The organism is Pseudoalteromonas sp. SWXJ133, assembly GCF_015864365.1.
Lineage (GTDB): Bacteria > Pseudomonadota > Gammaproteobacteria > Enterobacterales > Alteromonadaceae > Pseudoalteromonas > Pseudoalteromonas arctica.
Genome location: NZ_JADYXJ010000031.1, coordinates 23,803 through 45,830 on the forward strand (window position 1 = coordinate 23,803; position 22,028 = coordinate 45,830).

At 38.2% G+C, this 22,028-nt stretch carries 25 protein-coding genes; 18 read left to right on the forward strand and 7 right to left on the reverse strand.

Annotation, left to right across the window (positions count from 1 at the left end; all coding sequences use genetic code 11):
- The first annotated feature begins 159 nt into the window (after positions 1-159).
- The 4 genes from I6F40_RS17955 (at position 160) to glpG (ending at position 3,630) form a co-directional block, all read left to right on the forward strand.
- Positions 160-1,353, forward strand: a complete 1,194-nt coding sequence (locus I6F40_RS17955) for a glycine C-acetyltransferase (RefSeq protein ID WP_197193294.1) — start codon at positions 160-162, stop codon at positions 1,351-1,353.
- A 50-nt stretch (positions 1,354-1,403) separates the two neighbouring features.
- Complete coding sequence (gene tdh, locus I6F40_RS17960; protein WP_002961053.1) at positions 1,404-2,429, forward strand: L-threonine 3-dehydrogenase; 1,026 nt, start codon at positions 1,404-1,406, stop codon at positions 2,427-2,429.
- A gap of 68 nt (positions 2,430-2,497) precedes the next feature.
- Positions 2,498-2,815 (forward strand): thiosulfate sulfurtransferase GlpE, encoded by a 318-nt coding sequence (gene glpE / locus I6F40_RS17965; RefSeq protein WP_077537084.1) that lies wholly within the window; start codon positions 2,498-2,500, stop codon positions 2,813-2,815.
- The gene (glpG, locus tag I6F40_RS17970; RefSeq protein WP_197193295.1) at positions 2,812-3,630 is read left to right on the forward strand and encodes a rhomboid family intramembrane serine protease GlpG; all 819 of its coding nucleotides are present in this window, start codon (positions 2,812-2,814) and stop codon (positions 3,628-3,630) included. Before glpE ends, glpG begins: the two co-directional genes overlap by 4 nt.
- 3 nt (positions 3,631-3,633) lie before the next feature.
- Here the strand turns inward: glpG and I6F40_RS17975 are convergent, their stop codons facing one another.
- Complete coding sequence (locus I6F40_RS17975; RefSeq protein ID WP_197193296.1) at positions 3,634-4,023, reverse strand: flagellar basal body-associated protein FliL; 390 nt, start codon at positions 4,021-4,023, stop codon at positions 3,634-3,636.
- Positions 4,024-4,177: 154 nt separating this feature from the next.
- Here I6F40_RS17975 and I6F40_RS17980 point away from each other — a divergent pair, with 154 nt between their 5' ends.
- Together I6F40_RS17980 and ubiA are read left to right on the forward strand one after the other, a co-directional pair.
- Complete coding sequence (locus tag I6F40_RS17980; RefSeq protein WP_166377756.1) at positions 4,178-4,717, forward strand: chorismate--pyruvate lyase family protein; 540 nt, start codon at positions 4,178-4,180, stop codon at positions 4,715-4,717.
- Entirely contained in the window at positions 4,714-5,592 is an 879-nt protein-coding gene (ubiA, locus tag I6F40_RS17985) for a 4-hydroxybenzoate octaprenyltransferase (RefSeq protein ID WP_197193297.1), read from the forward strand. Before I6F40_RS17980 ends, ubiA begins: the two co-directional genes overlap by 4 nt.
- Positions 5,593-5,629: 37 nt before the next feature.
- Here the strand turns inward: ubiA and I6F40_RS17990 are convergent, their stop codons facing one another.
- The 3 genes from I6F40_RS17990 to I6F40_RS18000 form a co-directional block, all read right to left on the reverse strand.
- Entirely contained in the window at positions 5,630-6,250 is a 621-nt protein-coding gene (locus I6F40_RS17990) for a 2OG-Fe(II) oxygenase (protein ID WP_197193298.1), read from the reverse strand.
- A 91-nt stretch (positions 6,251-6,341) separates the two neighbouring features.
- On the reverse strand, positions 6,342-7,226 hold the full coding sequence (locus I6F40_RS17995; RefSeq protein WP_197193299.1) for a LysR substrate-binding domain-containing protein: 885 nt from the start codon (positions 7,224-7,226) through the stop codon (positions 6,342-6,344).
- 376 nt (positions 7,227-7,602) lie between these two features.
- Positions 7,603-8,025: a DUF2721 domain-containing protein gene (locus I6F40_RS18000; protein WP_197193300.1), complete on the reverse strand. Its 423-nt coding sequence runs from the start codon at positions 8,023-8,025 to the stop codon at positions 7,603-7,605.
- Between the two features lie 75 nt (positions 8,026-8,100).
- On the opposite strand from I6F40_RS18000, the gene I6F40_RS18005 reads away from it, so the two are divergent.
- The 3 genes from I6F40_RS18005 to tsaD are packed head-to-tail and all read left to right on the forward strand — an operon-like array spanning position 8,101 to position 10,090.
- Positions 8,101-8,454, forward strand: coding sequence for a putative signal transducing protein (locus I6F40_RS18005; RefSeq protein ID WP_149594119.1), 354 nt, complete (start codon positions 8,101-8,103; stop codon positions 8,452-8,454).
- Positions 8,447-9,037: a YjaG family protein gene (locus I6F40_RS18010; protein ID WP_182755236.1), complete on the forward strand. Its 591-nt coding sequence runs from the start codon at positions 8,447-8,449 to the stop codon at positions 9,035-9,037. Before I6F40_RS18005 ends, I6F40_RS18010 begins: the two co-directional genes overlap by 8 nt.
- Before the next feature lie 39 nt (positions 9,038-9,076).
- The gene (tsaD, locus tag I6F40_RS18015; RefSeq protein ID WP_166420963.1) at positions 9,077-10,090 is read left to right on the forward strand and encodes a tRNA (adenosine(37)-N6)-threonylcarbamoyltransferase complex transferase subunit TsaD; all 1,014 of its coding nucleotides are present in this window, start codon (positions 9,077-9,079) and stop codon (positions 10,088-10,090) included.
- Between the two features lie 11 nt (positions 10,091-10,101).
- On the opposite strand, the gene plsY is transcribed toward tsaD, so the two are convergent.
- Positions 10,102-10,713 (reverse strand): glycerol-3-phosphate 1-O-acyltransferase PlsY, encoded by a 612-nt coding sequence (gene plsY / locus I6F40_RS18020; protein ID WP_166420962.1) that lies wholly within the window; start codon positions 10,711-10,713, stop codon positions 10,102-10,104.
- 392 nt (positions 10,714-11,105) lie between these two features.
- Here plsY and folB point away from each other — a divergent pair, with 392 nt between their 5' ends.
- The 3 genes from folB to I6F40_RS18035 are packed head-to-tail and all read left to right on the forward strand — an operon-like array spanning position 11,106 to position 12,751.
- On the forward strand, positions 11,106-11,465 hold the full coding sequence (gene folB / locus I6F40_RS18025) for a dihydroneopterin aldolase (RefSeq protein WP_166377766.1): 360 nt from the start codon (positions 11,106-11,108) through the stop codon (positions 11,463-11,465).
- A complete protein-coding gene (gene folK, locus I6F40_RS18030; protein WP_007584740.1) occupies positions 11,466-11,954 on the forward strand; it encodes a 2-amino-4-hydroxy-6-hydroxymethyldihydropteridine diphosphokinase in 489 nt (162 codons plus the stop codon).
- A complete protein-coding gene (locus I6F40_RS18035) occupies positions 11,951-12,751 on the forward strand; it encodes an undecaprenyl-diphosphate phosphatase (protein ID WP_007584742.1) in 801 nt (266 codons plus the stop codon). Before folK ends, I6F40_RS18035 begins: the two co-directional genes overlap by 4 nt.
- Before the next feature lie 64 nt (positions 12,752-12,815).
- On the opposite strand, the gene I6F40_RS18040 is transcribed toward I6F40_RS18035, so the two are convergent.
- A complete protein-coding gene (locus I6F40_RS18040) occupies positions 12,816-13,604 on the reverse strand; it encodes a hypothetical protein (protein ID WP_166377768.1) in 789 nt (262 codons plus the stop codon).
- A 251-nt stretch (positions 13,605-13,855) separates the two neighbouring features.
- Between I6F40_RS18040 and mpl the strand changes: the two genes are divergently transcribed.
- From mpl to trmB, 5 genes are read left to right on the forward strand one after another with little or no spacing between them, the layout of a single operon-like run.
- Positions 13,856-15,211: a UDP-N-acetylmuramate:L-alanyl-gamma-D-glutamyl-meso-diaminopimelate ligase gene (gene mpl, locus I6F40_RS18045; RefSeq protein WP_165722913.1), complete on the forward strand. Its 1,356-nt coding sequence runs from the start codon at positions 13,856-13,858 to the stop codon at positions 15,209-15,211.
- Position 15,212: 1 nt separating this feature from the next.
- A complete protein-coding gene (locus tag I6F40_RS18050; protein WP_007584746.1) occupies positions 15,213-15,833 on the forward strand; it encodes a flavin prenyltransferase UbiX in 621 nt (206 codons plus the stop codon).
- Positions 15,833-16,762: an ABC transporter ATP-binding protein gene (locus tag I6F40_RS18055; RefSeq protein WP_007584747.1), complete on the forward strand. Its 930-nt coding sequence runs from the start codon at positions 15,833-15,835 to the stop codon at positions 16,760-16,762. The genes I6F40_RS18050 and I6F40_RS18055 overlap by 1 nt, the downstream gene beginning before the upstream one ends.
- Positions 16,763-17,530, forward strand: coding sequence for an ABC transporter permease (locus I6F40_RS18060; RefSeq protein ID WP_007584748.1), 768 nt, complete (start codon positions 16,763-16,765; stop codon positions 17,528-17,530). It abuts the gene before it with no gap.
- Positions 17,530-18,201 (forward strand): tRNA (guanine(46)-N(7))-methyltransferase TrmB, encoded by a 672-nt coding sequence (trmB, locus tag I6F40_RS18065; RefSeq protein WP_007584750.1) that lies wholly within the window; start codon positions 17,530-17,532, stop codon positions 18,199-18,201. Before I6F40_RS18060 ends, trmB begins: the two co-directional genes overlap by 1 nt.
- Positions 18,202-18,207: 6 nt before the next feature.
- On the opposite strand, the gene I6F40_RS18070 is transcribed toward trmB, so the two are convergent.
- Positions 18,208-20,091 carry a bifunctional diguanylate cyclase/phosphodiesterase gene (locus tag I6F40_RS18070; protein WP_166377774.1) on the reverse strand — a complete coding sequence of 628 codons (1,884 nt, stop codon included), beginning with the start codon at positions 20,089-20,091 and terminating at the stop codon, positions 18,208-18,210.
- Positions 20,092-20,355: 264 nt separating this feature from the next.
- On the opposite strand from I6F40_RS18070, the gene panP reads away from it, so the two are divergent.
- On the forward strand, positions 20,356-21,981 hold the full coding sequence (gene panP, locus I6F40_RS18075) for a pyridoxal-dependent aspartate 1-decarboxylase PanP (RefSeq protein ID WP_024594075.1): 1,626 nt from the start codon (positions 20,356-20,358) through the stop codon (positions 21,979-21,981).
- Positions 21,982-22,028 lie beyond the last annotated feature (47 nt).

Sequence of the window (22,028 nt, forward strand, 5' to 3'; positions counted from 1 at the left end):
CAGATTAGCCTGTAAACTGGCAGGAATTCCTTCCAGTTTAGGGCGTTTGCGACGAACTGCAAACCGTGCATTTTCCCCATTAAACTTTTACAATACCCCCCATAATAAACAGTCGCTTAAATGTGGTTGTTTACCCGTTCAAATTAATGGAGAACACAGATGAGAGCATCTGCTTTTTTTAGCCAGCTACAACAGCAAATTGAAGACGTAAAAACCGAAGGTTTGTATAAAAGCGAACGTATTATTAAATCTCAGCAGCAAGCTCAAATCGAAGTTGCGTCAGGTAAAGTAATCAACTTTTGTGCTAATAACTACTTAGGTTTAGCTAATAGTCCAGAGCTAATTGAAGCTGCGCAAAACGGTTTAAATAATCATGGTTTTGGTGTTGCGTCTGTTCGTTTTATTTGTGGTACGCAAGATATTCATAAAACACTAGAGAAAAAAATCAGTGAGTTTTTAGAAACAGAAGACACCATTCTATATTCTTCATGTTTTGATGCAAACACCGGTTTGTTTGAAACCATTCTAGGCGCAGAAGACGCTATTATTTCTGATTCTCTAAACCATGCATCAATTATTGATGGCGTACGTTTATGTAAAGCTAAGCGTTTTCGTTATGCAAATAACGATATGGCAGATCTTGAAAAGCAACTTATTGCAGCCGATGAAGCAGGTGCTAAAACGAAGTTAATAGCGACCGATGGCGTGTTCTCTATGGACGGCGTTATCTGTAATTTAGAAGCGGTGTGCGACTTAGCCGATAAATACGATGCACTTGTTATGGTTGATGACTCTCATGCAGTCGGCTTTGTTGGTGAAAACGGTAAAGGTACACCAGAGTACTGTAATGTATTAGACCGTGTAGATATTATTACCGGTACTTTAGGTAAAGCGCTAGGCGGCGCTTCAGGTGGCTATACATCGGGTAAAAAAGAAATTGTTGAATGGTTACGCCAACGTTCACGCCCTTATTTGTTCTCAAACTCATTAGCCCCTTCAATTGTTACGGCATCAATTAAAGTACTTGAAATGCTAGAGGATGGCGGCGAGCTTCGCGCTAAACTTTGGTCAAATGCTAAATATTTCCGTGAGCAAATGGAAGCTGCTGGTTTTACGTGTGCAGGTAAAGATCATGCAATCATCCCCGTAATGCTAGGCGATGCAAAAGTAGCCTCGTTAATGGCTGATAAGCTACTTGCTGAAGGTATTTACGTCACCGGTTTTTCATTCCCAGTAGTACCAAAAGGGCAAGCTCGTATTCGTACACAAATTTCAGCGGCGCATAGCATTGAGCAACTTGATATTGCTATTGATGCATTTACCCGTATTGGTAAAGAAATGGGCGTTATTTAATTTTATTTTAAACCGAAGCCTCGCTTCGGTTTTTTAGTTGAGTGTGGATTATGAAAGCATTATCTAAATTAAAAGCAGAACCGGGCATTTGGATGACAGATGCACCAAAGCCAGAAGTGGGTCACAACGACTTACTGATTAAAATTCGCAAAACAGCTATTTGTGGTACCGACGTACATATTTACAAGTGGGACGAATGGGCAAGTAAAACGATTCCTACTCCTATGGTTGTTGGTCATGAATATGTTGGTGAAGTCGTTGATATGGGTCAGGAAGTTCGTGGCTTTAAAGTAGGCGACCGCGTATCGGGCGAAGGCCATATTACCTGTGGACATTGTCGAAATTGTCGTGCTGGGCGTGTACATTTATGCCGTAATACAACAGGTGTTGGCGTAAATCGTGAAGGTGCATTTGCTGAATATTTAGTTATTCCTGCATTTAATGCATTTAAAATTCCAGATAATATTTCTGACGAATTAGCCTCTATTTTTGACCCATTTGGCAATGCAGTGCATACCGCATTATCGTTCGACTTGGTTGGCGAAGATGTACTGATCACGGGGGCAGGTCCAATTGGTATTATGGCAGCGGCTGTTGCAAAACATGTGGGTGCTCGCCACGTTGTTATTACCGACGTAAACGAATACCGTCTAGATTTAGCGCGTAAAATGGGCGCGTCACGCGCTGTAAATGTGGCCAACGAAAAGCTTGAAGATGTAATGAAAGAGCTAGGTATGACAGAGGGCTTTGATATTGGCCTTGAAATGTCAGGTGTGCCAAGTGCTTTTAATTCAATGCTTAATAACATGAACCACGGCGGCAAAATTGCCATGCTAGGTATTCCACCATCAGATATGGCGGTTGACTGGAACCAAGTTATTTTTAAAGGCTTAGTGATTAAAGGTATTTACGGTCGCGAAATGTTCGAAACGTGGTACAAAATGGCAAGCTTGATTCAATCTGGTCTTGATTTGAATCCAATCATTACACATCAGTATTCTGTGGATGACTTCCAAGCTGGCTTTGATATGATGATTTCAGGTCAGTCAGGTAAAGTAATTTTAAACTGGGATTAACTCCCACCTAAATTACAAGAAGGGCGGCTTTAGCCGCCTTTTTTATACTATTAATTAAAGAGACTTCAATGGCATTTAAACATATTTCTATAGCGCAAACGTTAGAGCTTTTAGATAAAGAAGACGTTGTAATTGCAGATATTCGCGATCCTAATTCGTATCAAGCAGGTCATATCCCAGGTTCTGAGGCACTTTCTAACGGTAATATTGCTCAATTTATGATGGAAAAAGAATTCGATCAGCCAATTATAATTGTGTGCTACCACGGTATGAGTTCTCAAGGCGCCGCTAGCTATTTAGTTGAACAAGGCTTTGAAGATGTTTATAGCATGGATGGTGGCTTTACCGCTTGGGAAGCAGCTTACAGCGAGAAAGTAGAGCGATGATAGAGCTTGGCAGTTTAAATAACCCGCGCGCCGCACAAGGCTTTATAGATTATTTAAAAAGCCAAGGTTTAGATGCAAAGATACACTCGGCAGATGGCAGTAATGTCATTATTAGTGTGACTGAGGAGGACTTTCATCAAGTTCAGCCGTTATGGGCTGAATTTACACAAAACCCTAATCATGAAAAATACCTACAAGCATCTTGGGATGTAGGCAGCACGCAATCGCCGCTTAAATATCAAGGGCAATCGCTCAATCTAATAGCCCGTTTTAAAGCGCTCAGCTGGTTAAATCAAACCGTAAGTATTGTAAGCGTAATAATTTATTTTGCTTTTTTACTAGGTGGTTTTGAAACCATTTACACTATGATGCAGTTTAAACCTACGCAGCCTTTAAGTTGGTTGACGCCCGCGCTCGTACATTTTAGCGCGATGCATATAGTGTTTAATTTAATTTGGTGGATGTCGCTTGGTGACAATATTGAAAAACAATGCGGAAAACTAAGCTTAATAGGCTTGTTTTTAGTGACTGCACTTATTAGTAATTGGGCACAATATTTAATGGTTGGTCCCAACTTTGGCGGTTTGAGCGGTGTGGTATATGGGTTACTTGGTTTTTGTTGGATTCATAGCTTTTTAAATCCGAACAAACCTGCGCTGGTTAGTACCGCAATTATTGGCTTTATGTTGATTTGGCTAGTACTTGGTTTTGCAGATGTATTGTTTGTTGGTATGGCTAATTGGGCGCACTTAGGTGGGTTAGTTAGCGGCATGGCTTTTGCCTATACCGCTAAAATATTTAACGTTAACCGTTAAATACTAATGATATAAATATTTAGTGAACAAGACTTCACGGATGATCTCTTGCCCTGTTTCTTCTTTTAACAGGCTTTTTAGTTTTTCGGCGCACTTTGCACGTATTTCTTCTCGACCAATAAGTGATTTTATTTTTTCTTCTGGTTCTTTAGATAATATTTTGACAAGTGCATCACGAAGCAGAGGAGTATGGTGTTCAACAATTGCGATATCAGTTGTATTATCAAGCATTAAATCAACACTGACGCGCACATATCCCATTTTTTTATTTGAGTAACTGATGTAATTGGTTACTATATCTGGCTGAAACCCAAAATAACCAACTGTAGATTCAGCACGAGCTATAAAGCTTACAAAGAATGTAAAAAGATATACGTATACTATTTTTTTCATATTTAAAGCGTTTCTAAAAACCTGTTATAAATAGTTTATACTTAATAGTAGGTAATAAACAGCGCCAACCAATTATTTATGGTTATAAAACATCACTTTTTCAAATGCTTTTGCAATGGTATCATTCTGTTGTTTTTTATTTTGTTGAGCTATTGTGATTACTTATCCCCTGTCTATGTCTGCTAATTGGCAGTTCACTTCTTATGTAAGTGATTTATCTCCTCTAGAGCGAGAGTGGCTTTTTGAGCCTAACTCTTTAACGGCTAAATTAAAAAGTAACTCAAAAATTTTTAGTGTAAAAGTATTAAGTGAGCAGTTATTTACTTTAAGCACAGAGCAAAAATTATTACTAAACAGTACTGCTAAAACGGCGATTAATCGAGAAGTACTTTTATTGTGCGATAACAAACCTATGGTGTACGCACAAAGCTGGCTTCCTAAAAATGATTCGAGCAATCCTTTGCACAATATGGGCGAACGACCTCTTGGTGATGTGATATTTCAAGACCCTGGACTAAAACGAACTGATATAGAAATTGCTTCTTTTGATGCCAAGCATCCCGTTCAGCAATTAGTTGCAAAATTAAACTTACCTGAAAAAAACTTGTTGGGTCGCCGAAGTGTATTTTCACTCAAAGAATATAAGTTTTTAGTGTGTGAAGTATTTTTACCCGGGGCGTATTTGTACTCATGAGATTAGCTACTTTAAAACCAAAACATATTCCTTACTATATACAGCTAATGCGTATAGATAAGCCCATTGGTACCTTGTTATTACTGTGGCCAACATATTGGGCATTGTGGCTTGCTAATAGCGGAATGCCGAGCTTACTCAACTTTATCATATTTACTTTGGGCGTTATTGTTATGCGAAGCGCAGGGTGCGTAATTAATGACTTTGCAGATAGGAAAATTGATGGCTCTGTAAAGCGTACTGCTCAGCGACCGCTTGCTTCAGGGCAGGTTTGTAGTGGTGAAGCACTTAGCCTATTTTCACTGCTAATTGTTATAGCATTTATTTTAGTATTAATGCTGAGCGTTAATACTATTTTGCTTTCTTTTGGGGCTTTGGCTTTAGCCTTTTGTTATCCCTTTATGAAACGCTATACACAATTACCTCAAGTCGTTTTAGGAGCTGCATTTGGTTGGGCTATTCCAATGGCGTATATGGCTTCAATTAATGCACTACCACAGCAGGCGTGGTTATTATTTATAGCTAATATTTGTTGGACAGTCGCCTACGATACGATGTATGCCATGGTTGATAGGGATGACGATTTAAAAATAGGGGTAAAATCAACCGCTATTTTATTTGGTAAATACGACCGCCACATTATCTTTTTACTTAATGCCGTATTTATAGCGCTGATTGCTTTTATTGGTATAAGTAATCATTTAAGTGTCGCGTTTGGCGCTGCTTTAAGCATTGCTGCGAGCCTATTGGTATACCAACAAATGCTTATTCATAAACGAGAGAGGGACGCCTGCTTTAAAGCGTTTTTGAATAATCATTATGTGGGCTTGGCTATCTTTATAGGGTTATTACTTTCATACCCAATAGCATTTTAAGGCCACAATAAAGGCTGTTAAAATGCACTATTTAGAGCTACCTGGGCGGATCAATAATGCCGCTAATAGAGGCGTTTTTTCTAAACCATCCAGCAATAGAGTAGCGCTCATCAACGGCGGGAAGTACTTCGTGAGCAAAACGTTCGCTTTCAAACATAACCAATGTTCCAGCCGTTGGTTTAATGGTTATTTCTACTTCTTTACTTTTAGGTTTATAAATAACAAGTTCGCCACCTTGCTCTGGCGTATTTAAATAAAGCACCGTTGTAAATACACGATTAGATCGACCTTTAAATGCATCTAAGTGCTTTTTGTAAAAGTCCCCCTGTGTATATTTTGCATAATGACATTCGTAATCAAATAGCCCCATAAAAAAGCTGCGATTCAACGTGGTCTTTATACTTTGCATTATTGCCTGATAAGTAAGCTGTGCTTGAGAACTGCCATCAAACCAATAAGTTTTGTCAGTACGAATAGTTTTATCTATTTGTAAGTTATTTAATCGACCAATACCGGCAAGGCTAAAGTGAGGGTTTATACGGTGGCAGTCTGCAACTAAATCGTTAACTAAATCGGCAATAAGCGCGTCATGAATTACGGTGTATCCTTGGCGTTCTATATCATCTAAATAGACATCAGGACCAAAAAGTGTGTTCATCCACATCAGCTGTTTAAAAAAGGTGCGACAGTGTAGCCGAAAAGCGATTTAAAGCTACTGTTTATTACGCCGCACTTTTTAAAATATTGGATTAGCTAAATGTAGCTCCCGCTTTCTTTATAAGCGATAGTAAATGCTCTACATGTTCAGTAATAGAGGTTTGCTGGCTTGTTTGTACTACGAGTTGTTCGTGGTTTAAATCTTTATTTGTTTTCAGTTGCACGAGTTCAGGGTTTTCTGCGATTGTGTTTGCATGTTCAATGCTTGCAATAGCAAAATGATCTGATTTAACTACGCCAGCCATTACTTGCTCAATACTGCCCACTTTAATACTTGATGATTTATTTAAAGAATCAATAGCTTCATTAAGCATGGTTTGCACTTGTTTCGATTGAGAGAAGCAGCCAAACATAGGGTAGCTATCAAGGTTTTGCTTACTTATATCGTTTTTATGTGCAAGAGGGTGATTTTTTGAAACAAATAATACAAGCTGATCAGGTAAGTGAATATCACTGCCAATACTATTAATAGCTTGAGAGTATACACTTATATCTATTTCTCCTTGTTGGAGTTTACGTGTTAGCTCTTGCTGATCTTGTAATTGCATTTCAATTTTTATATGTGGATATTGAGCTAAAAACTGCCCACAAGAAATAGGTACTATGCTGCTTGCCTTATTGGTATAGCCAATAACCAGCTTTTCGTTAGCATTACCGTTTACTGATTGAAAAATCCGTTTTTTCGTTAGCTCAAGTTCCGATAGAGTCGTTCTAGCATATTCAAGAAAAAGTTCGCCTTCAGGCGTTAATTTAACAGAACGAGTTGAGCGTTTTACTAACTCATATCCCATTTCATTTTCAAGTGTTTGAATGCTGCGCGTTAGCGCTGAAGTACTGATTTGGGTTTGTTCAGCAGCTTGTCTAAAATGACGTAATATACCAAGTGCTACAAATTGTTCTAATTGTTCAAATCTCACTTTATAGTCCCTTTTTATAAGTAAGTCGCAGATACTACGGACATCAAATATATTAATTTTTATTCTAAAGTTTAGTAAAATTCTATATTGATATACTTTTGTAAGTTCATACGTGTTTCCAGAAGGATACCCCCCTTTTAGTATTAATTAAAGAGAAAAGCGACCAAATAGTATTGCTTTTATAATTAATAATCAGTTTTTTGTTGTTCTTTATCTATATTTTTGCAATTAATTGCTTAGATTAAGTTATTTTTAGTCAGTAGGTTAGTTGGAGGGCTGGAAATTAATTGTTTTAAATAATAAAAGGTACGCCCCAAAATGAGGCGTACATATAACATGATTATGACAAATAATAGGGCACTTGCTGTATATGAACTTACTTTATGAAATTTCGATTTATTCGGCTGCTTAATGGTTTGTTTTCGATGCTTTGCAGTTCTATCTCAATCGCATCACAGGAAATATGTATTTCGAATAAAGACGTTAATAACGATAAACTTAAACAAGCTAAGCTAATGCCAAATAAAATAATCCCTGTGGTATTAAATTCAATAAATAAAGCAAACATCGAAAATGTACACAGTAAAAAAGAGGCTACGCCGTACACCTGCATTGTTCTGATTAAGTTTATTCGTTTACGTAAGTTAGTGATTTGAGCGACTACAACAGGTCGGATAGATTCACCTTCGCGCGCATTTAACTCCCTAATTAATTGCGCTAAAACTAAAAATCGGTTTGTATAGGCTAGTAATAGCAGCGATATGGCCGGGAAAAGTAGGCCCGGGGTTGTAAGTGTCATGTTTATTCCCTAAAAGTGCAGCATGCTAATAATTTAGCGCAGGATATTGTTAACACAAAATAAATGAGGTGAATATTGCAAAATATTAATAATAAAAACTCAACAGATAGCTCCTTTCAATGGGTTACAATTTATAAAGCCGAAAACACCCTTGAAGCTAATATTATTAAAGGTTTAATACAAACCAGTGGCATTGAATGCAAAATAAAAGGTGAGATGCTCCAAGGCGCAATGGGAGAAATTCCATTTGATCAAACACAAGTTAGTGTGCAGGTTTATGCGATAAAAGAGCGCCATGCGCGACAAATATTGGTAAACTATCAACAAGTAAAACAATCCGCTCCAGATTGGGTATGCCCTAACTGTAATGAGCATAATGGATCAACATTCGATTTTTGTTGGTCGTGTGAGACGTTAAAGAATGACTAAAGCAAATAATTTTCAGCGTATTAGAGAGCTTAACTATTTACAGAAAGCCGTTTTAGCGAGTGCTTTAATAGAGCGAATGCTGCCAAATTACGGTTTATTTAGCGAAGCAACGGGATTTGGTGACGAAACCTTATTACGTAGTTCGCTTAATGTTTGTTGGGAAAAAATATTACTGCCTAAGAGTAAAATAGATCTCGAAAAACAAGTTGAAAAAATAGAACCTAATGTTCCTGAGCTTGCTGATTTTGATATGTTTGGTACTTACCCTGCTATTGATGCTGCAACGTCTTTACTTAGCTTAATGCACGGTTTAATGGCGCAAGATGAGCAAGAGTTCATTAGCGTTAGCAAAATATCTCAAGCAACCGTAGCGCGCTTTATTGAATATCAAATGACGGTTGAGGGCGAGGTTGCAGATAACACTGCAGTTAGAGAGCATCCATTAATGCAGTATGAAATTGAAGTATTAGGTGAGCTAATTGATTTTGTAGAAAATATGGGGCGTATTACCTCTGATAGCGTAAAGGCACTTAAAAAGTTTGCCCTTGAAGATGGCCAAACAAATATTGGTCTTACGTTATAAAAGTAGCAAAGTAAAAATTTAAAAGGCAGGAGAAGTACTGTGCGAATTTTAGGCATTGAATCGTCATGCGATGAAACGGGCATTGCAATATACGATGACGAAAAAGGCTTGTTAGCTCATCAATTATACAGTCAAGTAAAAGTACATGCTGATTATGGCGGTGTAGTGCCAGAGCTTGCATCACGCGATCATGTTCGTAAAACGCTACCACTTATAGACGCTGCTTTTGCACAAGCGGGTTGTGGCCCCGAAGATTTAGATGGTATTGCTTATACCGCAGGCCCAGGTTTAGTTGGCGCGCTATTGGTAGGTACTTCTATTGGTCGCTCATTAGCATATGGTTGGGATATTCCTGCTGTTGCAGTTCATCATATGGAAGGACATTTACTTGCTCCTATGCTTGAAGAAAACATCCCTGAGTTTCCGTTTATAGCACTACTTGTATCGGGCGGCCATACCATGATGGTTAAAGTAGCGGGTATTGGCCAATACGAAGTATTGGGCGAGTCAGTTGATGATGCCGCAGGTGAAGCATTTGATAAAACGGCTAAGTTACTTGGTCTTGATTACCCTGGAGGTCCGCGCTTAGCTAAAATGGCCGAACAAGGCGTTGCGAAGCGCTTTATTTTTCCTCGTCCGATGACAGACAAACCAGGTCTTGACTTTAGTTTTAGTGGTTTAAAAACAGCGGCATCAATTACTATTCGTGAAAACGACGATGATGAGCAAACTAAAGCTGATATAGCGCATGCATTTCAAACTGCAGTTATTGATACGCTGGTTATTAAGTGCAAGCGAGCGCTTAAACAAACGGGTATTAAGCGTTTAGTAATCGCCGGTGGTGTAAGTGCAAATACACAACTACGTTTGCAGCTTGAACGCGTAATGAAAGGTATGAAAGGCGAAGTTTTTTATCCGCGTACTGAATTTTGTACCGACAACGGTGCAATGATTGCGTATGCCGGAATGCAACGTTTAAAAGCAGGGCAATTTGCCACGCTTGATATGAAAACAAAACCTCGTTGGCCAATAGATAGCCTTGAGCCGATTTAACTGCTCATATTTTAAAGATTTTTGTTTTCATCAGTGGGTGCTTTTTTAGCGCCCACTTTTGGTTCGTCCCCACTAAATAATCTAATAACATTAGTACGATGACGAAATATAATTAACAGCGTAATAAAAGCAACAGGAAGTGTATAAAGTGGTTTTATCAGCCATGTATATAAAGGCGCTAAGGATACAGCTACAAGCGCTGCAAGTGATGAATAGCGTGTTATTGCTACAACAACGAGCCAAGTGCATACAAGCAAACCAGCTAACGATAAGCCAATAGGTAATAACGATCCAAATGCAGTTGCTACAGCTTTACCGCCTTTAAAGCTAAAAAACAGTGGGTACATATGGCCCAAGCAAGCTGCTACAGCGACTAAACCAAGCTCTAAAGGTTCAACTTCTAAAAAATAAGCGCCCCAAACCGGAATAGTCCCTTTTAAAATATCAAACACTAAAACCAAGCAAGCCGGAAATGCTCCGCCTAATCTATAAACATTTGTAGCGCCTGGGTTGTTAGAACCACTATTACGAGGGTCGGGGAGTTTGAACAACCGCGACACTAAAATAGCCGACGAAATCGACCCAAGTAAATAAGCTAAAACAAACATTATAGTGGCTAACACACGCTTCCTTATTTTTTTAATTGCTATACCAATTGATAGTGCTTTTAAGCTATTATTGGCAGCAAATTTATCGTGAAAATTATTAACAGGCTATTTAATAGCTAGTTTATACCAACCTGCATAAATCTTTGATCAATTTAACGAATTAAATTGCACTATAACGTCGTTAGAAATTTTTTATTTAGAACAACTAGATACAAAAATTTTTGCCTAGTTCTAGCGTAATTTCCTTAACGTTAAATAGACCCCGTATATAAGCAGATTGGTATTAGTTATTTTGCTATTGTAGAAGTTATTTTTACATATTTAAACACTGGTTAAACCATAGTCAGTATTAATTTTATTAATGCTTTGTATAGTTGCTTAGTAGTTTGTTGTTATTTGGAGTATCAATGGATAAGGTTTTTATATCTCAATTGCACGTCGACACCATCATTGGAGTGTACGACTTTGAAAAAGAAAGTAAACAGAGCCTTTATTTTGATATTGAAATGCTCAGCGATATTAAGCCTGCAGCCGCAAATGACGATATTAATTTAGCACTGGACTATTCAAAAGTAAGCGAACGCGTTATTAAGCACAGCACTGCAAAACCTGTTGAGTTGCTAGAGACTTTGGTTGAGCAGTTGGCTGAGATTATTTTAAGCGAGTTTAATACGCCACAAGTTACTATAAGAGTAAGTAAACCTGCAGCAGTAGCACAAGCACAAACTGTGGGTGTTGAAATTACACGTGTTAAGGCAACTGACTAAATGGCTCAAATTTATATCAGCCTAGGGTCAAATATAAATAAAGCGCATTATATACAATGTGCATTAATAGCACTTAAGCAGCACTTTGAGCACATTGTGCACTCGTCTGTTTTTGAAAGTGAAGCAGTTGGGTTTGCTGGCAATAATTTTTATAATTCAGTAGTTGGCGCTACAACTGATATGTCGCTTGCTGATGTATGCGCTTTATTAAAACAAATAGAGCGTGATAATGGGCGTACAGCGAACGATAAAAAATTTAGTCCACGAACGCTCGATTTAGATTTACTGTTTTATGATGATGTAACTTGCGATTCCCCAGCGCAATTACCACGTGATGAAATAACTAAAAATGCATTTGTATTACAACCTCTGAGTGAGGTTGCCCCAGATTTTTATCATCCTGTAGCTAAGCAAACGATTGCGCAGTTATGGAATGAATATAATAACCCTCAACAAAAGCTATGGAAGGTGGAGTTTTCTAACCTATGAGTATTATCGAAATAATTATTTTAGCCCTCATACAGGGATTTACTGAGTTTTTACCAATATCGAGTTCTGCGCATTTAATTCTCCCATCGCAAATTTTAGGCTGGGAAGATCAAGGGCTTGCGTTTGACGTAGCAGTACATGTTGGTACTTTAATAGCCGTTGTTATTTATTTTCGTAAAGAAGTAGTAGATATACTAAGCGCATGGTTTAAATCTTTTGGTAAGCAAGGCACTACCGATGACAGTAAATTAGGCTGGTGGATTATACTAGGTACAGTGCCTGCCGCTATTTTAGGATTACTTTTAAAAGACTTTATTGAGTTATACCTGCGAAGCGCTTGGGTTATTGCTACTACCACAATTGTATTTGGTTTATTGCTTTGGTACGCGGATGCAAAAGGGAAGCAAATTAAAACTATTTATCAGCTCAATTGGAAAACGGCACTTATCATTGGTTTTGCACAAGCTGTTGCAATGATCCCGGGTACTTCTCGATCAGGTATCACGATGACAGCTGGTTTAATGTTGGGTATGAATAAGCAAAGCGCAGCGCGTTTTTCGTTTTTACTAGCGATTCCGATTATTTCTATGATGGGGCTTTATTATATTGCAGAGCTTGCACTGGGTGACCATGTAGTTGATTGGAATACATTATTGCTTGGTGTGGTGCTATCGTTCTTATCGGCTTATGCATGTATATTTATGTTTTTAAAAGTAATAGAGCGAATGGGTATGTTGCCATTTGTAATATATCGTTTATTACTCGGTGTCGGTTTGATTGTATTTTTAACGCTATAAAAAAACTTAATTAGTAAAACCAAAAAAAGCACCTTTAGGTGCTTTTTTTGGTTTTAAACTCAGCTTATAAATTTAATAAATAAGCTTCAATAAAGCGGCGTTGGTTAGCGGCTTTTGGCGCTGTTTTAAATATAAGTGTATTACCATTTTTACGTAGTTTTAGCTCATTAGTAAATTTACATTCGATAGCATTGAACTGAGCTATGTCGTTTTTAAAACTTTGGTCTTTTTCGCACATGTATGCCATTTCGTTTGCAACTTGTGCACAAAATGAACCCACTGGATATTCTTTTAGGTTTTCATCATCAATGCTTTCCCAATCAACATTGGTATTTATTTTTAATCCGCATTGCTTATCTATTTCGCTATTAGCGGCAGCTATATTTTTTTGTTGATACCCTAAATGCTTTTCACGATTAAACTTCGCTAGTTTAGCTTGAGTACCTTTATTTAATTGTTGATCGTATTGGGCTTTTAAATCTTCAACAATGGCAGGGTTTGACTCTTCTTTTTTTGATAAGTAAATTCCATCACGAGTGTCTGGAATATAAAGATTGTAAGAGCAACAGCGGTAGCCTTCCTCAACACTTACTAAACTTCTTTGTGTACCATCGTAAGTATATTTGTAAGCTTTATTACTACCATGAGGTTTTAAATCGGTTAAAAATACGATGCCATCAATATCATGGTTTATGCCTGTTACTTTTATTAAAGCTTGTTTTTTATCTGTTGTGGGGGCAATAACAACATTAACGCCTTCGCCCGAACTTAGTTCTATTGGGTACTTAGCAAATTCCAAAGCAAAGCTTTTTTGACTAAGTAAAATACAGGCTATAAAGAATAGTTTTTTCATATTAAGTCCTTTTTAAGTTTTAAAGTTATACAGCAAGCTGGTTTATAACATTGATAATAATTGATTAAAAGCAATACAGGGTAGGTGAACGTGCCTATTTTTTGATTTTTAGCGTTTAAAAAACTAATTGACGTGTTTTTGGCACGAGTGAATTGTGCAGACGTACATAGTAACTAAGCACGAATTTTGGCATTATAGCGCCATTAAACTTTGCATAGCTGTAAAGTGAGCATACGATTTAAGGAAAGTATATGCATATACATATTTTGGGCATTTGTGGCACGTTTATGGGTGGTATTGCAGCCATTGCTAAATCATTAGGCCATAAAGTAACGGGTTCCGATCAAAACGTTTACCCACCAATGAGTACGCAACTTGAAGAGCTTGGCATTGAACTGACTCAAGGCTACGACGTATCTCAATTAGAGCCAAAACCAGATATGGTAGTTATCGGTAATGCAATGAGCCGTGGTAACCCGTGTGTTGAATATGTGCTTGATAAAGGCCTGCCTTATACATCTGGTCCTGAATGGCTTAAACATAACCTATTACAAAACTCGTGGGTACTTGCTGTAGCCGGTACGCATGGTAAAACAACTACAGCAAGTATGCTTGCGTGGGTATTAGAGTACGCAGGTTTAAAGCCAGGATTTTTAATTGGTGGCATAGTCCAAAATTTTGGTGTATCGGCCAAAGTGGGCGAAACGCCATTTTTTGTTATTGAAGCCGATGAATACGACACAGCTTTTTTTGATAAGCGCAGTAAGTTTGTCCACTACCTTCCGCGTACACTTATTTTAAATAATCTTGAATTCGATCACGCTGATATTTTCGAAGATTTAAACGCAATAAAAAAACAATTTCATCACTTAATGCGTACATTACCTCAAAGCGGCAAGGTAATTTGGCCTAAGCAAGACGTAGCGCTTAATGACGTAATAGCACAAGGGCTTTGGAGCGAAAGCGAAACACTCGGTGATGACTGGGGCTATGAATTAATAAAAGCCGATGGTAGTGAGTTTAATGTGCTTTTAAATAACGAAAAGCAGGGCACTGTTTGCTGGCAAGCAATAGGCGAGCATAACGTTAAAAATGCAATTATGACTATCGCAGCAGCGCGCCATGTGGGTATAGCTGTTGATCATAGTATTGATGCCTTAGGAGAATTTATTAGCCCTAAAAGGCGTATGGAGCTCAAGGCTGATATAAATAATATTAAAGTGTATGACGATTTTGCGCATCACCCAACAGCAATTAAAACTACGCTTGCAGGACTGCGTGCAAAAGTAGGCGATGAAAAAATTATCGCTATTTTAGAGCCGCGCTCAAACACAATGAAAATGGGTGTGCATCAATATACATTATTAGATTCACTGCGTGATGCTGACGACGTACTACTTTTTGAACCAGAGAATCTAAATTGGTCGCTAAAAGAGCAAGCAGATAAAGCGGGTATGCAGTGCTTTAGCAGCACACAAACAATTATTGATACGGTGCTTGAAAATATTGAGCCTAATCAACATATTTTAATTATGAGCAATGGCGGTTTTAATGGCCTTCATCAACACCTTGTTGATGGTTTAGCTGATAAATACAGCGGAGAATAGTGTGCAATTTAAAGATAGAATTACGCTCGCTTTTAGCGGTGCATCAGGTGCGCCTTATGGTTTAAGGTTACTTGAAGTATTGCTTGAGCAGCAATTTCAAGTTTACGTACTTATCTCAAGTGCAGCGCGAGTGGTGCTTGATACAGAATCAAATATTAAGCTCTCTGGTAATGAAGACAAAGCCACTGAGCAGTTAAGTACGCTGTTTAATGCTAAATCTGGGCAGTTAAAAGTATACGGTAAAGATAACTGGTTTAGCCCTGTGGCTTCGGGCTCTGCGGCGCCTAAAAAAATGGTGGTATGCCCGTGTAGTGCTGGGTCGGTTTCTGCAATTGCAGTAGGGGCGTCAGATAACTTATTAGAGCGCGCCGCTGATGTGGTAATTAAAGAACGCGGTCAGCTAATTTTAGTGCCACGCGAAACACCATTTAACGAAATCCATTTAGAAAACATGCTTAAGTTATCTCGTTTAGGTGTGACCATAATGCCAGCAGCACCCGGTTTTTATCATAAGCCACAAAGTATTGAAGACTTAGTTGATTTTATGGTGGCTAGAATTTTAGATCATTTAAATATTGAACATAACCTAACAAAACGTTGGGGTTATGGTGAGGGTAAGTAATGAATAAGCAAAATATTGCTTTAAATATAGAAGGCCTTACCAAGGTTTATAAAAATGGTGTTGAGGCTATTAAAGGCGTTGATTTACAAGTTAAAGAGGGCGACTTTTTCGCTTTACTTGGTCCAAACGGAGCAGGTAAATCAACCACCATTGGTGTTATTTCGTCACTTGTTAATAAAACAAAAGGCAAGGTAGAAGTATTCGGTTGTAATATTGATACTGATTTAGAAGCTGCAAAAGCGCATTTAGGCTTAGTGCCGCAAGAGTTTAACTTTAGTCAGTTTGAAACACTTAGCCAAATACTTGTTAACCAAGCCGGTTATTATGGTGTGCCACGTGGCGAAGCCCATAAACGTGCTGATAAGTACTTAGCGCAGCTTGGCTTACTTGAGAAAAAAGACAAACAAGCACGTACGCTTTCAGGCGGTATGAAACGCCGATTAATGATTGCGCGTGCCCTTATGCACGAACCTAAGTTGCTTATACTTGATGAGCCAACCGCGGGGGTAGACATAGAACTTCGTCGTTCAATGTGGGATTTTTTACGCCAAATAAATGAGCAAGGCGTTACTATTATTTTAACTACGCACTACCTTGAAGAAGCAGAGTTACTGTGTAAAAACATCGCCATAATCGATAATGGCCGAATTGTTGAAAACACGACCATTAAAGCATTGCTTGCAAAGCTTGATAAAGAAACCTTTATTTTAGATTTAAAAATGCCAGCAAACCCTGTCACGCTTGAAGGCTATAAATTTACCATGACGGACGATCATACTGTTGAAGTGGAAGTCGCTAAGTCTCAAGGATTAAATGCGGTTTTTAGTGCATTAACAACTCAAGGTAATACTGTATTGAGTATGCGAAATAAAGCAAACAGATTAGAAGAGTTATTTGTAGGATTACTAGAGCAAGGGCGGGGCGAATAAATGTTTAAATATGGCGTAGCCTTAAAGAGTTTATGGATCAAAGAGTGTATTCGTTTTTTACGTATTTGGGTGCAAACTTTAGTACCGCCAGCAATTACGATGAGCTTATATTTTGTTATTTTTGGTAACTTAATTGGTTCACGCATTGGCGACATGGGCGGCTTTAGTTATATGGAGTTTATTGTACCTGGCCTTATAATGATGTCGGTCATTACCAATTCCTATTCCAACGTAGCCTCTAGTTTTTACTCAACAAAGTTTCAAAAAAGCATTGAAGAGCTTTTAGTTGCACCTGTACCTAACTACATCATTGTTCTAGGTTATATGGGTGGCGGTATGACGCGCGGTATTATGGTGGGCTTTATAGTTACCTGTGTGTCGTTATTATTTGTTGATATTCAAATTCATAATATTTTTGTAATTATGGCGACGGTTATTTTAACCTCAGCTGTATTTGCTTTAGGTGGTTTAATTAATGCAATTTACGCAAACAGTTTTGACGATATAAGCATTATCCCCACCTTCATTTTAACGCCATTAACTTACTTAGGCGGTGTATTTTATTCAATTACGTTGCTGCCTGAGTTTTGGCAGAATGTATCACAAATCAACCCTATAATTTATATGGTTAACGCATTTCGTTATGGCTTTTTAGGTGTGTCGGATGTTGATTTGAGCGTGGCTCTTGGGGTTATTTTAGTATTTATAACAGCGTTATTTACATTAGCGCTTACATTGATCAAAAAAGGTGTGGGGCTAAGACACTAATGAGTGATGCAAATTCACGTAGTATTGTATCTAATCAAGCGGGTATTCACGAAAAGCTTGATGAAATAGTAAATAAGCACTTAGATGCTGAATTTAAAAAGCCAATTGCAGCGCATACCCAAGCCGCATTTGACGAGGTTAATGCTAAAGTACAAGCCTTTAGTGGCCCGCTTATTTTAGACTCGTGTTGTGGCGTGGGTGAAAGCTCAGCTAACTTAGCTAAGCGCCACCCTGATGCACTTATAATTGGTATTGATAAATCGTCGCACCGATTAGATAAGCACGATGTTGAATATAAGCAAACCGACAGTGGTCAGTACATCTTAGTGCAAGCAGACTTAAATGACTTTTGGCGTTTAGCGGTAGCTGCTAATTGGCAACCTACGCACCATTATTTGTTGTATCCAAACCCGTGGCCTAAGTCTAAGCATATTCGTAGACGCTGGCATGGCGCGGCTATTTTTCCATTTATCGTTAAGTTAGGTGGAAAATTAGAAGTGCGCAGCAATTGGGATATTTACGTTAAGGAGTTTGCTCGGGCGCTTGAATTAACAGGCAACCCTTGCGATGTAACGCTTTATGAGTCAGACGATGCCATTACGCCTTTTGAGCGTAAATACTGGGCCAGTGGCCAGCAAAGCCACCGACTCGTTATTAACTTACCTCGCTAAAGTAAGTTAAAGTGCTAATTCTTCTTCTATAACCGTACTAACATGTGGCACTGGGTGGGCAAAGTAGTTGCCTTGCATTAGTGTCACATTTGCTTTTTTAAGTGCGGTTACGATGGTTACATTTTCTACCGACTCCGCCATTAATTGCAAGCCCAGCTGATTAGCAAAACTGGCTATGTGCTCAATAAACACGTAAATATCTTTGTCATTCACTATTTGCTTTATTAGTGCGCCATCTAGCTTAATACCGTCCACTTCAAGCTTAAGTACGTTTGATATATTTGAGTATCCACTACCAAAGTTATCAATAATAACCTTAACGCCTTTCGTTTTAACCATACCAATAAATGCTTTTACCTCAGAAAAGTTAGCAATTGCCTGGGTTTCTAAAAGCTCTAACGTGATATTCCCAGGGTGCGGGTAACGCTTAAGTTCGTACGCAATAAACTCGCTTAAATTAGGGTCGAGCATATCTTGTGCTGTTATATTTAAGCTCCAGCAAATATCGGTTTTTCTAAAGCGGCTAACACATTGTGAAAATAGAGTACGGGTAAGTATGCCGTCCATTCTTGAGCGGGTAACAACATTTAAAAATGCATCAGGTTTTAATACTTCCCCTCGCGCCGTTACCATTCGAGCTAAGCATTCATATTGAACGACATTATTGGTATTTATATCAATAATGGGTTGAAAGTAAGGCACTATACGGTTGTTATCAAACGCTTCACGCACCTCTTTAGCCATTTCAACATTGTATTGATATTGCGTTTTTACATCGTGTAGCGCTTTTGAGTAGTTAACTACGCTATGCCTACCTTGTTTAGCTTGCAGTGCCGCTATATGAGCGTTTTCAAGTAGTAGCGATTTATTGCCACTGGCAATACCTGCACATAGGGTTATGTAAATAAAAGGGTCAGTTAACACTGGGGTATTAAAGTTATATGTTTTTACGAGATCGGTAAATTCGTCATTGCTCATTTCTTTAGGCGCGAGTAATACTATTTTATTTGTTGCTAGTCTGTATATATGGCAATGCGCAGAGCTTCTGAGTTTAAAGTGAATAAGTAAGTTTTTCATTACTTTATCACCCACTTCCGTGCCGTAAAAACTGTTTATATCTTCTATTTCATTAACCCAAATAACGGCTAATTGCATGTGATGGGCATTACTTTTTTTAATAAAGTACTCAAGTGCAATATGATTTGAAAAACCAGTACTTGAGTCAGTTGCTAAAGAGCGCTTTAGTAAATAAATATATATGGCGGCAACAAGTATTGCGATAAAAAAGAAGAAGCTAGCCATTGCAGCAGCTTTTGATACGCTTTCTTTAAGTTTCTCGTTTAAATTGTAAATAGTTATATCGGCACCCGTTAAATAGGTATTGCCGTTAATAGGGTCAACGTAAGGAATAAAAATAGTTTTAAAGTGACCCCACTGATCGCTCGATATTTCAAATACAGGCTCTGTTGAATAAAAAGCACTTAGGTTGGTATCGGTGGCTTCAGGATAGAGATCTAAAAATTGAGTTACTTTGCCGTTATTTTGATCGTCTTGCGTGTAACTTGATGCACTAAAAAGAACCTTGCCGTCTTTTAAAATCATTGAATACACATAAGCAATATCAAGTGCTTGAGCAAACTCAGATAGTTGTTTACTTTTATTTTGATAGTAAGAAAAACTTATGTTGTCGCCTTGATTAACCGCACTTAAGTAATTTTCACCTAAAATATGTTTAACGCTGGTGGCTGCATTAAGTAAGCGATTATCAACCGACTGCATTATTTCAGCACGTGTGGTTTGGTAAGTGTAGTAAACGTAGGTAAGCAAGCTTATTAAAAACAAGCTAAAGCCTGCCACTATCCAACTAGCTTTGACTCTTCCTTCTGACATATGTGTCCCTTTTTTGTTATCAAATTTATTATACCCAAAATAAGTAAATGCCCAATAAATAATTAGGTTTGGAAGAGTTTTAATTAAATTATCATTTTTTTGTCATCGCTTTGATTGCTTTTATAGGTTTAAACGAGACATTTTAGTTATATTGCAGTAAAGTTAGCGCAATTTTTAAAGAAACACGATTGCTCTAAATGTCTTAATAAGTAGGCGTTTTTGATGGGTAAGCGCGTGTTTTAGCTACACACACTAGGTATTGAGATGGATCAAAAGCGTTGTGCCGTCGCCTCTAAAGAAAGCCTTAAGCGTATATTTACTGTACCTGAAGCGCCAGACTCAACTTTAAGCAAAATCGAGCTTGAAATTTCGAGTAATTTAGCAGGTTTTCTAAACGAAAATATAGCGGCAATTGAAAAACCATTACATGAAATCGAAAAAGATTTTCAGTCGGCAGTGATCCCAGAGGATCCAACGTTTGTATCTGCTTATGCCCAAGACATAATGGAGCAACTTGTTGCACATTCTGTGCATACAGCTGCGCCTAGCTTTATTGGTCACATGACCTCTGCCTTACCGCATTTCTTATTACCGCTGTCAAAATTGATGGTAGGGCTAAATCAAAATCTAGTAAAAATAGAAACGTCTAAAGCGTTTACGCCTCTTGAGCGTCAAGTGCTTGGAATGATGCATCATTTAGCTTATGGGCAAGAAGATTCATTTTATTCTAAATGGATGCACAGTGCTAAAACCTCATTAGGTGCATTTTGCTCTGGTGGAACGGTCGCTAATATTACTGCGCTTTGGATTGCTCGAAACCGCTTATTAAAACCCGATGGCGATTTTAGAGGTATCGGCGCACAAGGCCTAATTGCCGGTATGCTGCATTACGGCTATAAAGGTTTAGCAGTATTAATATCAGAGCGCGGACATTACTCATTAGGTAAATCGGTTGATTTACTCGGTATTGGCCGCGATAACTTAATTGGTATTAAAACCTGCGAAAATAATAAAGTTGATGTAGGAGCTATGCGCGAAAAAGCACGTGAGCTTGAATCGCAAGGCATTAAAGTAATGGCGATTATTGGGGTAGCGGGTACAACCGAAACCGGTAATATTGACCCACTTGATGAAATGGCCGACTTAGCACAAGACATTAACTGCCATTTTCATGTAGATGCTGCATGGGGAGGAGCGACCCTTTTATCGAACACGCATCGCCCTTTACTTAAAGGGATTGAGCGAGCAGATTCAATTACCATCGATGCACATAAACAAATGTATGTACCAATGGGAGCGGGCTTAGTTTTATTTAAAGATCCCGCTGCAACTGATGCAATAGAGCATCACGCTGAGTACATATTACGTAAAGGTTCAAAAGACTTAGGTAGCCACACGCTTGAAGGCAGCCGACCTGGTATGGCAATGTTAGTACATGCTTGCTTACGTGTTATTGGTCGTAAAGGTTACGAAATGCTGATTGATCGAAGTATCAAAAAAGCACATTACTTTGCTGATTTAATTAAAGCTGATGAAGATTTTGAGCTTATTTCAGAACCTGAATTGTGCTTATTAACGTATCGTTATGTACCTAAGCAAATTAAACAAGCAATAGCCGATGCAGATGCTGCAACTCGGTTAGATATTTTTGCCTCTCTGAATCGTTTTACTGCCAGTATGCAAAAACGTCAGCGAGAGTCAGGTCGCTCATTTGTATCACGTACTCGTTTAACGCCTTCTAAATACGACAATCAACCTACAGTTGTATTTAGAGTGGTACTTGCAAACCCGCTTACCTCAGGTGCTATTTTAAAAGAGATATTAGCTGAGCAAAAAGAGTTGGCTGCAACAGATCCGGTATTCAAAAAATACTTAAGAAAGTATATGTAATCTAAATACAAAAAAGGGTCCATAAGGACCCTTCTTAATATCAAAAG

Coding starts and splice junctions, on each gene's coding strand:
- I6F40_RS18060 (WP_007584748.1), top strand. CDS start 16,763: ATGTTTAAATATGGCGTAGCCTTAAAGAGTTTATGGATCAAAGAGTGT.
- I6F40_RS18035 (WP_007584742.1), top strand. CDS start 11,951: ATGAGTATTATCGAAATAATTATTTTAGCCCTCATACAGGGATTTACT.
- I6F40_RS18040 (WP_166377768.1), bottom strand. CDS start 13,604: ATGAAAAAACTATTCTTTATAGCCTGTATTTTACTTAGTCAAAAAAGC.
- I6F40_RS17975 (WP_197193296.1), bottom strand. CDS start 4,023: ATGAAAAAAATAGTATACGTATATCTTTTTACATTCTTTGTAAGCTTT.
- folB (WP_166377766.1), top strand. CDS start 11,106: ATGGATAAGGTTTTTATATCTCAATTGCACGTCGACACCATCATTGGA.
- trmB (WP_007584750.1), top strand. CDS start 17,530: ATGAGTGATGCAAATTCACGTAGTATTGTATCTAATCAAGCGGGTATT.
- I6F40_RS18055 (WP_007584747.1), top strand. CDS start 15,833: ATGAATAAGCAAAATATTGCTTTAAATATAGAAGGCCTTACCAAGGTT.
- I6F40_RS17990 (WP_197193298.1), bottom strand. CDS start 6,250: ATGAACACACTTTTTGGTCCTGATGTCTATTTAGATGATATAGAACGC.
- panP (WP_024594075.1), top strand. CDS start 20,356: ATGGATCAAAAGCGTTGTGCCGTCGCCTCTAAAGAAAGCCTTAAGCGT.
- ubiA (WP_197193297.1), top strand. CDS start 4,714: ATGAGATTAGCTACTTTAAAACCAAAACATATTCCTTACTATATACAG.
- mpl (WP_165722913.1), top strand. CDS start 13,856: ATGCATATACATATTTTGGGCATTTGTGGCACGTTTATGGGTGGTATT.
- glpG (WP_197193295.1), top strand. CDS start 2,812: ATGATAGAGCTTGGCAGTTTAAATAACCCGCGCGCCGCACAAGGCTTT.
- folK (WP_007584740.1), top strand. CDS start 11,466: ATGGCTCAAATTTATATCAGCCTAGGGTCAAATATAAATAAAGCGCAT.
- I6F40_RS18000 (WP_197193300.1), bottom strand. CDS start 8,025: ATGACACTTACAACCCCGGGCCTACTTTTCCCGGCCATATCGCTGCTA.
- I6F40_RS17955 (WP_197193294.1), top strand. CDS start 160: ATGAGAGCATCTGCTTTTTTTAGCCAGCTACAACAGCAAATTGAAGAC.
- I6F40_RS18070 (WP_166377774.1), bottom strand. CDS start 20,091: ATGTCAGAAGGAAGAGTCAAAGCTAGTTGGATAGTGGCAGGCTTTAGC.
- glpE (WP_077537084.1), top strand. CDS start 2,498: ATGGCATTTAAACATATTTCTATAGCGCAAACGTTAGAGCTTTTAGAT.
- tdh (WP_002961053.1), top strand. CDS start 1,404: ATGAAAGCATTATCTAAATTAAAAGCAGAACCGGGCATTTGGATGACA.
- I6F40_RS18010 (WP_182755236.1), top strand. CDS start 8,447: ATGACTAAAGCAAATAATTTTCAGCGTATTAGAGAGCTTAACTATTTA.